At 60.4% G+C, this 9,073-nt stretch carries 11 protein-coding genes; all 11 read left to right on the forward strand.

All coding sequences use genetic code 11. The features are described from left to right. The first annotated feature begins 1 nt into the window (after window position 1). The 11 genes from ACW9JC_RS08690 to ACW9JC_RS08740 all read left to right on the forward strand — a co-directional run bounded on the left by ACW9JC_RS08690 (window position 2) and on the right by ACW9JC_RS08740 (window position 8,964). Window positions 2–1,522: a phage portal protein gene (locus ACW9JC_RS08690; RefSeq protein WP_457454683.1), complete on the forward strand. Its 1,521-nt coding sequence runs from the start codon at window positions 2–4 to the stop codon at window positions 1,520–1,522. After that, window positions 1,503–3,491, forward strand: a complete 1,989-nt coding sequence (locus ACW9JC_RS08695; protein WP_457454684.1) for a prohead protease/major capsid protein fusion protein — start codon at window positions 1,503–1,505, stop codon at window positions 3,489–3,491. Before ACW9JC_RS08690 ends, ACW9JC_RS08695 begins: the two co-directional genes overlap by 20 nt. Window positions 3,492–3,574: 83 nt before the next feature. Continuing rightward, window positions 3,575–3,925, forward strand: coding sequence for a DUF2190 family protein (locus tag ACW9JC_RS08700; protein WP_150733446.1), 351 nt, complete (start codon window positions 3,575–3,577; stop codon window positions 3,923–3,925). Beyond that, the gene (locus tag ACW9JC_RS08705; RefSeq protein ID WP_457454685.1) at window positions 3,925–4,272 is read left to right on the forward strand and encodes a head-tail joining protein; all 348 of its coding nucleotides are present in this window, start codon (window positions 3,925–3,927) and stop codon (window positions 4,270–4,272) included. The genes ACW9JC_RS08700 and ACW9JC_RS08705 overlap by 1 nt, the downstream gene beginning before the upstream one ends. Before the next feature lie 2 nt (window positions 4,273–4,274). After that, window positions 4,275–4,829: a hypothetical protein gene (locus ACW9JC_RS08710; RefSeq protein WP_338585869.1), complete on the forward strand. Its 555-nt coding sequence runs from the start codon at window positions 4,275–4,277 to the stop codon at window positions 4,827–4,829. Further along, a complete protein-coding gene (locus ACW9JC_RS08715) occupies window positions 4,826–5,014 on the forward strand; it encodes a DUF2635 domain-containing protein (RefSeq protein ID WP_338585871.1) in 189 nt (62 codons plus the stop codon). Before ACW9JC_RS08710 ends, ACW9JC_RS08715 begins: the two co-directional genes overlap by 4 nt. An 8-nt stretch (window positions 5,015–5,022) precedes the next feature. Then, window positions 5,023–6,483 (forward strand): phage tail sheath subtilisin-like domain-containing protein, encoded by a 1,461-nt coding sequence (locus tag ACW9JC_RS08720; protein WP_457454687.1) that lies wholly within the window; start codon window positions 5,023–5,025, stop codon window positions 6,481–6,483. 24 nt (window positions 6,484–6,507) lie between these two features. Then, entirely contained in the window at window positions 6,508–6,876 is a 369-nt protein-coding gene (locus ACW9JC_RS08725; protein ID WP_457454688.1) for a phage tail tube protein, read from the forward strand. Then, a complete protein-coding gene (locus tag ACW9JC_RS08730; protein WP_457454689.1) occupies window positions 6,876–7,178 on the forward strand; it encodes a hypothetical protein in 303 nt (100 codons plus the stop codon). The genes ACW9JC_RS08725 and ACW9JC_RS08730 overlap by 1 nt, the downstream gene beginning before the upstream one ends. Further along, a complete protein-coding gene (locus ACW9JC_RS08735) occupies window positions 7,175–7,303 on the forward strand; it encodes a hypothetical protein (protein ID WP_457454690.1) in 129 nt (42 codons plus the stop codon). Before ACW9JC_RS08730 ends, ACW9JC_RS08735 begins: the two co-directional genes overlap by 4 nt. Then, window positions 7,279–8,964, forward strand: coding sequence for a phage tail tape measure protein (locus ACW9JC_RS08740; protein ID WP_457454692.1), 1,686 nt, complete (start codon window positions 7,279–7,281; stop codon window positions 8,962–8,964). The genes ACW9JC_RS08735 and ACW9JC_RS08740 overlap by 25 nt, the downstream gene beginning before the upstream one ends. Window positions 8,965–9,073 lie beyond the last annotated feature (109 nt).

Genomic DNA, 9,073 nt, shown 5'->3' on the forward strand with positions numbered 1-9,073 from the left:
CATGGGGATGATTGATGATCTGTTCCCCGGGTTCGCGGCCAAACGTTCGGAAAGCCGGTTGAAGAAAGCTCGGACGGACATGGCGCTCAAGATGATTGAGCGCCGGTTTGAGGGCGCTGCTGGTGGTCGCCGTAATGACGGGTGGCGCGCAACGGGTGCCGATGCCAACGTTGAGAATGCTCCGGCTCTGGCCAAGCTTCGAAACCGGGCACGGGACCAGCGCCGCAACAATCCTTTCGGTGAACGCGGAATTACCGGTATTGCCGACAACGCTGTCGGGGCTGGGATTGTTCCGCTGCCATTGGCGAAGCGCGATCGTGACGGCTTGCGGTTGATGGACCTTTGGAAGGCTTGGGCTGAGACAACCGATTGTGATGCTGACGGCTTGGATAATTTCTATGGCCTGCAGCACATGCTCATGGAGGCTGTCGCTGAGAGTGGAGAGTGCTTGGTTCGCCGGCGCCGCCGCTTCAGCTCTGACGGACTCCCTGTCCCCGTACAGCTTCAAGTCTTGGAGGCCGACTTCCTCGACGAGTCGAAGGCGGACATCATCGGCTTGAACCGCATCATCCAGGGTGTCGAGTTTGATGCTCTTGGCCGTCGTGTCGCGTACTGGTTGTTCGATGAGCACCCTGGTGCCAACGCAGTTTGGGGCTCCCTGCAATCGCGCCGGGTGCCGGCCGAGGATGTGATTCACGTCTTCTTGCGCAAACGCCCGGGCCAGGCGCGCGGTTACAGCTGGCTGGCCCCGGTCATTCAGCGCATGCGTAACTTCGACGAGATGGAAGACGCCGTGATGGAACAGGCGAAGATTGCCTCCTGCTTCGCCGCGTTCGTCACGAAGGATGAAAACAGCGGGTCGGGTGCCGGCAAAAAACCGCCGCTGATTGACCGCGTCGAGCCCGCGATGGTGCAGGAGCTTGGATTTGGTGAAAGCGTCACCTTCGGCACACCTCCTACTTTCAATGGCTACACCGCGTATTCATGGCAGCAACTGCATGCCATGGCTGTTGGCCTGGGCGTTCCTTATGAACTGCTCACGGGTGACCTAAAGGGCGTCAACTTTTCCAGCGGGCGAATGGGCTGGCTGAACTTCGCCCGGCGTGTGGACGTGTGGCAATGGCGGATGCTGATCCCCCAGCTATGCGATCAGGTTTGGCGGTGGTTCATGGAAGCACAGATCCTGCTGCCTGGCGGCGTGACCGATGACGTCAAGGCCTATTGGGTTCCGCCTCGGCGCGACATGGTCGACCCGAAAGCAGAAACAGAAAACGTCATCACCCGCGTTCGCAATGGCCTCACCACTTGGCCAGATGCCTTGCGCGAGCTCGGTATCACGGACCCAAAACGCCACGCCGAGCAAATCAAAAAAGCAAACGAAATGATCGACGAGTTCGGGTTGGTGCTGGATTGCGACCCGCGCCGAGTTGCGGCCGCCGGTTCCCCGAGCCAGCCACAAACCACAGAAGAGAAACCAGACGATGCCGACTCCGAATCAGGTGATGACGCGAAAGACACATGAGACGCCGGCGTTCAGCCTTCGTGCGGCCGTACGGCCTGGCTCAGTCGATATCGACGCGCGAACTGTCGAACTGACTTGGACGACCGGCGCTAAAGGTCGGCGCTGGTCTTGGGACGTCGGCAGTTACATGGAAGAGCTGGACGTTAGCGACGGCGCAGTCCGTCTTGATCGGCTCAACAACGGGGCGCCGCTGCTCGATACCCATAACCAGTACCAGCTGAGTGCAGTTCTGGCTGTTGTAGAGCGGGCCTGGCTGGAGGGTGGCGAGGGTCACGCTCTTGTCCGGTTCAGCAAGCGTGAAGATGCAGACGTGGTCTTCAAGGACGTTGTCGACGGCATCCTTCGGAACATCAGTGTCGGCTACGCCGTTCACCGTTACGAAGTTGTCGAGGCGGAAGACGACAAGCTACCCACGTACCGCGCTGTCGATTGGGAGCCACTGGAACTCTCCTTGGTCCCGATCGGCTTCGACGATGGGGCAAAGGTTCGCAGCGCCAAAACCCCGGCCGAGTACGAAGGCCAGCGATTCAACACCATTTTTGAAGTTCGGTCAGCTGTTGAGCCGACCGTAGAACCGGCCGCCGTGCCTACTATCCAAGAGGAAGATGCAATGACCGAAGAAGAGAAGCGCGCGGCCGAGGACAAGCTTCGCCGTGAAGCCGCTGAGGCCGAGCGCCTGCGCAGCCTCACCATCCGCACCATGGCGCGCAAAACGCAGATCGATGACGATGTTTTCGTCGAAGACCTGATTGCTCGCGGTGTTCCGGTAGCGGAGGCGAGTTCAGCTCTGATCGACAAGCTGGCCGAGCGTCAAAACAAGGATCAGCCGGAAACCCGCAACAGTCAGCCAACTGTGGTCACCGGCGGTTTGGACGTGTCGGTACTCAACGCCAAGCGCTCTGCCATGCAGAACGCCCTGCTGCATCGTTGCGACTCCAGCGTCAAGCTGGAAGAAACCGGCCGAGAGTTCCGCGGAATGCGCCTGGTCGACATGGCTCGCGAGTTCGTCGAGATGGCCGGCGGAAATGCGCGCGGCATGACTCCGCAAGAACTGGCTCGCGCCGCCCTTGGCTGTGACCGTCAGGCCGTGCGCGCGGCCGGCATGCACTCCACCAGCGATTTCCCACTGCTGCTGGGCAGCACCGTCAATCGCACCTTGCGCGATGCCTACACCAATGCACCGCAGACCTGGCGTCCGCTCGGCCGTCAGACCACTGTGCCGGACTTCCGTGCCGTGACTCGCGCTGCGCTGGGCGACATTGCTGCGCTGGAGCAGGTCAAGGAACACGGCGAGTACAAGTACGGCACGCTGTCCGAGGACGGGGCCCCGATCAAGGTCGCCAAGTTCGGTAAGATCATCGCCATCACCTGGGAAACCATCGTGAACGATGACCTGGGCGCGCTCACTCGTATCCCGGCAGCCCTGGGCAATGCCGCTGCTGCAACCGAGTCCAATGTGGTCTGGGCACTTCTGCTCGGTAACCCAAACTTCACTGACGGTACTCCGTTCTTCGACGCGGCCCACGGCAACGTTGCAGGGAGCGGCGGTGCCATCAATACCACCACCCTGGCTGCAGCTCGCGCAGCGATGCGCAAGCAGAAGAGCAAGGCGGGCGAGTTCCTCAACCTGGCCCCAGAGTTCTTGGTTGTCGGCCCTGACAAAGAGCTCGAGGCGTACCAGTTCACCAGCTCCAACTACGTGCCAGCGAAGAACGCCGACATCAACGATGTCCGTAACGCCTCGCTGACCGTGATCGTGGATGCTCGCATCACCGGTAACCAGTGGTACCTGTACGCAGCTCCTGGTGCTGTCGACACCTTCGAATACGCATACCTCGAAGGCGAGCAGGGCGTATTCACGGAGACCCGCGAAGGTTTCGAAGTCGACGGGATGGAAATCAAAGCCCGTCTGGTGTTCGGCGCCGGCTGGATCGATTACCGCGGGGCGTACAAAAACCCAGGCGCGTAACTCGCCTGTTCGACCTGAACCCCAAAGGGCGCCGCGTGGCGCCCTTTTTGTTATCCAGTTCCAGTCTCTGAAGGGGACCTTGCATGAAGACTTTCATCCAGCACGGTGACTGCATCACTGTCATCGCTCCTGCCGGCGGCACCGTATCGGGCGAGCTCTACAAAGTCGGCGCGTTCATCGGCGTTGCGGCTACCACTGAAGCAGCTGGCGCGCCGGTGGTATTGAAGCTCTGCGGTGTGTTCGGCCTGACCAAAATCAGTGCGCAGGCCTGGGCCCAGGGCGATCTCATCTACATGAACACCACCAGCCGGGCGCTCACCAACGTTTCTGCTACCGGCTTGGTTCTGGTCGGCGTGGCCACCGAGATCGCGGCCAACCCGAGCGCGACCGGTGCCTGCCGTCTCAACGGCGTCTCCGCTCCGGCACCGGTGTAATGGGCTGGGCCTCAATGGCCCAGCGCATGCTTGGCGTTTCGATCCGCACCTTCAGCGAGCCATCAGCGACCCTCGATCCTGAGGGCGCTGTGTACTGGCTGACCGATGGGGTAGAGCCCGGTGTGCCTCTGGCCCAAGCCGTTTTCGATACCGCTCACGTCTCAGTTGATCCAGAGACAGGGGCGCCGGTATCGAGCAGCAACCCTATCCTCGGCGTTCGCCTGGTAGATCTTCCCAACAAACCAACGAGCCGTGACCGCGTCCAGGCTCGCGGCGTTTTGTACACCATCAACGACGTACAGGCCGATGGTGTAGCAGGTGTGACGCTCTTCCTCCGTAAGGTTTAAACATGGCTCACCCACGAGAACTGATCCGCAAGCAGGCCGTTGCGGTCTTGCTGGGCGCCACCAATGCCGGGGCCAGTGTATATGCCAGCCGCGTAGCGCCTCTGATTTCAAACGGCTGGCAGAACGAACTCCCTGCCATCATCGTTTACACGATGGACGAGTCGGCCGAAATCTTTAACCAAGCTCCCCGGGAGTACCGGCGCCGAGTTGAGTTGGTGGTGGAGATCCATGCTGAAGGCAACGTAGCGCTGGACGACACCCTCGATACGCTGGCTCGACAAGTCGAACGCCTGCTGCTCATGGATGACACCCTTGGCGACACCGTCAATGACCTGCAATACGTGCGTTCGCGCATGGTGCTGCTCGATCAGTCGGAGCAGTTGACCGGTGCCTGTCGCCTCATCTTCGAGGCTGAGTACTTCGACCGCCACCCCGACGACCTATTCAACGAAAGCCTGCCGGGCCTGAACACGGTTACGACCGAGTACAGCCTGGACAACGCGCAGCCGGATCCGGCTGACCGCGCCAAAACCATCATCGAGGACCTGAACCCATGACCACGCGTGTGCTCGTGAAGCCGGCCGAGGGCCGCCTGGTGCGACATCCCGACACCTATGAACAGATCAAGCCGGAAGGTTTGCCTGTGGAACTGAACAGTTACTGGATCCGCAAGGAAAAGGCCGGTGACGTCGTTATCGAAAAGGCTGTAGTACAGGCCGAAACCAAGGGTGAAAAACAATGACCATTGGAATGGATACGATTCCTGGCGCAGGCACACTCCGCAAGCCTGGCGTGTACAGCGAAATCGACAACAGCAAGGCGGTGCGCGGGCCTCAACCTGTCAGCTATCGTCGATTGCTGATTGGTCAAAAGCTCGCCGCCGCGCCGGCCGCTGCCAACACCCTGATTCGCATCACCAGCCCAGCCCAAGCCGACACTCAATTCGGTAAGGGATCAATGCTGGCCGGCATGGTCCGCGCCGCGATGGCCATCGACACCTATACCGAGCTGCAAGTGCTGCCGGTGATCGACAATGCTGCGGGTGTGGCCGCTACAGCCACCCTCGCATTCACTGGTACCGCGACTGCCTCGGGCACCATCGAACTGATGGTTGCTGGCCGCCGTGTGTCCGTGGGCGTGATCAGTGGGGATACTGCGACGGCCATTGGCGCTGCCGTGGTCGCGGCGGCCACTGCCGCTGATGACATGCCCGTCACCGCAACTGCCACAACTGGTACCGTCACGCTGACCAGTCGCCACAAAGGCGAGGCGGGAAATACTCTCAACGCCCGGGTGAACTACTACACCGGTCAAGCTTTGCCAGCAGGTGTGGCGGTTACCATCAGTGCCTTCGCTAGCGGTGCCGGTAATCCGGATCTGGGCGCCGCGCTAGCCGCCTTGGGTGATGAATGGTTCCAGGTCTGGGGACTGCCATATTCCGACGCAGCAACGCTGGCCACGGTGAAGACCGAGCTCAACAGCCGCTTCGCCTGGGATCGCGAGATCGAGGCGCATGCCTTCACTGCCGCGCGCGGTACGCAAGGTTCGCTCGGCACGCTGGGCGACAGCCACAACAATCAGCATCTGGTCATCATGATGGCCAACGATGAGCCCATGCCTGCGTATGAGAAGGCGGCCGAAACCATGGCCATTGCCGCTCTCTATGCTGCGATTGACCCGGCACGCCCGATTCAGAACCTGCAATACGCGTGGTGCCTGGCGCCGGCGGCTGCCGACAAGTTCACCAATCAAGAACGCAACCTGCTGCTGTTCGATGGTATCGCCACCAGCAAGGTCAACAACGACGGCACGATGGTCGTTGAGCGGCTGATCACTACCTACAAAACCAACACCGCCGGCGGCGCTGACATCAGTTACCTGGACAGCGAAACCCTGTTCACCCTGATGTACATCCGCCACGACTGGCGCGACTACATCCTGCGCAAGTACCCGCGGCCCAAGCTGGCCAACGACGGCACCCGCTACGGCGTTGGCCAGCCTGTTGTCACGCCGGTGGTAATGAAGGCTGAGGCCATCTCGAAGTTCCGCGAGTGGGAACGCCTGGGGCTCGTCGAGAACATGGCGGACTTCAAAGCAAACCTGATCGTCGAGCGGAACGAAAGCGACCCGAACCGTATGGACGTGCTGTTGCCGCCGGACCTGGTCAATCAGTTGCGCATCGTCGCCAACAAAATTCAGTTCCGCCTGTAACGGCGAATCGCCAGGAGATAAACCATGGCAGGCAAAAACCGCGTCGGCGGGACTATCGCGTTGAAAATTAATGGCGATATCTACTTCGCCAAGGGCAACTTCACCTACAACATCGGCAAGCCGAAGAAAGAAGGCATTGTTGGTTCTGACGTCGTCCACGGCTACAAAGAAACGCCGCAGATGCCGTTCATTGAGGGTGAAATCACCGATCGCAACGAGCTCAGCCTAGAAGAGCTGGTCACGCTCGACGACGCCACCATCACGCTGGAACTCGCCAACGGCAAGGTCATCACCCTGAGTGAAGCCTGGTACGCGGGCGAGGGCACCGGCAACACCGAAGAAGGCAACATTGCTTGCCGTTTTGAAGGCATGTCTGCCGAGGAAGTCTCGTAATGGCAAAGGAAAAAACGATTCAATTGGTCGAGCAGGTCACCTTCGGCAAAGAAACATTTAGCGAACTGACCGTCACCCGCAAGCTGAAGTACCTGCGTGGCCACGCGCTGCGCGTCACCTCCGACGGCAAGGGCAGCGGCGGTGTCGATATCGACTTCGCCACGCTGATCGACCTCGGCGCCAAGATGGTCGGTCATCCGCCTGCGCTGATCGAGGAGCTGAGCGAGGACGACCAGGCCGCCGTGATTCAGGAGGCACGCGATTTTTTGCTGAAGCACCTCGGGGGTGGCAGTCAGGAGTGACTGTCGTCGTCAAGGTCATGAGTGTTCAGCCGTCGGAAGTCATGGAGATGGATTTCGACGAGCTGAACTGGTGGCTTGAGCGCACCGAGGAATGGGTTGAATGGCAGACAAAGGCTACTCCCTAAGCTTAATCATCAAGGCCGTCGACCGAGTCACCGCTCCATTGCGCGGGATCTTCGGCAAGGTCAAGGCGGCCAGCGCCGGAATTACCGGGGCGCTCGATCGGGTTGGTCTGCCGGTCTTCACCAACAGCCTGAAAAATGTTGGAGGTGCCATCGGCGGGGTCGGCAACGCGGTCGCGTCAAGCACCAAGAGATTGCTTGGACTCGGGGCGACACTCGGCATTACCGGCGCAGCACTGAACCTGTTCTTTCAAGGTTTTGCCGATGCTACTGGCGCGATTGGCGATACAGCCGAGCGGACCGGCATCAGCCGCGAGCGGTTCCAGGAGCTGAGTTTTGCGGCGAAGTTGACAGGGTCATCCGCAGAAACTCTCGGCGGCGCTTTGCAGAAAATGCAAATCAACGTCGGCGCCGCGACGGCAGGCTCGAAAGAACTCAAGGAGATGTTCAAAGGCCTGGGGATCAACATCAAGGATGCATCCGGCAAGCTGAAGAGTTCGGATGCACTGTTCGATACCTTCGTCGATCGCATCTCGAAGATCAAAGACCCATCGCTCCAGGCCCAAGCCGCCGTGAAGATCTTCGGCAAAAGTGCAACCGAGCTGCTGCCGCTGATCCGTGGCGGCGGTGCGGGCATCAAGGAAATGGCAGACGAGGCTCGTCGCCTGGGTTTGGTGATCTCCGATAGCGCGGTTCGTGAGGGCGAGACCTTCGGCGATACCCTGGACACCTTGCATGCTGCACTGAGTGGCGTGGGCAACACCATCGGCAGTGCGCTGGTTCCGCAGTTGAACAAGCTTGGTACCCAACTGATCGAGACCATCGTGAAGTACCGGCCGCAGATCGAGGCGTTCGCCACTGCGTTTGCGGCGAACCTGCCTGGCAACATTGAGCGGGTGACCGGCTTCCTGGGTGATCTCTACGACGGCGTGCAGCCGGTCATTCGTGTTTTCGGGATGCTGTCGGACACCTTTGGTGGCGCCAACGTGGTGCTTGCCGCCGTTGGCACTTACATCGGGGGAGGGCTTGTGGTGAGTCTGTACAGTCTCGCCGTCGCACTGAAGGGCGTCGGTGTCGCCATTCTTACGACGCCGGTCGGATGGTTCCTGGCTGCGATCGCTGCCATTGGCGCGGCGGCATTCATCATCTACAAGAACTGGGACACCATCGTCGCGTTCTTCGAAGAGAAATGGGCTGGCGTGAAAGCCGCTTTCAGTGACGGCATCATCAACGGCATCTGGAAGCTGTGGAAGGAATTCAACCCCGTCACGCTCATGATGGAGAGCTTCAATGGCCTGATCAAATACCTGACGGGCTGGGACCTTGGCGCAATCCTGGGTGCAAAAATCTCCGAAGCAGTTGCCGCCATCAAGAATGGCTTGCCTGACTGGGCCAAGAACCTTCTGGGTATTGATGGTGCAAGTGTCGGCGGTGGCGTTGAGGGTGGCGCGCCCGCGGCTGCCACTGGTGCGGCCGATACAGATCTGGGTCGCCGGGCCGCGCAGATCGGTCAAAACGCTGTTCAGCAAATGGCCCAACCGCCGCAAGCGGTCAGGGTTCAGGTCGACCTGAACAACGTGCCGGCTGGCTCCAAGGTGAAGACCGAGGGCAGCCAGGGCGCGACCTTCGACACCGATATCGGGTATTCAATGATGGCCCCATAACCGGAGCTCCCCATGGCTTGGAGAGACAACTACCGCGCCGCGACTTTTCGCGGCGTGGGCTAATGAGATGGTCACCCCCACACCCTGCGAGGGCTACGCTTTCGCAGGG

Source organism: Pseudomonas sp. SDO5591_S426 (assembly GCF_054070755.1).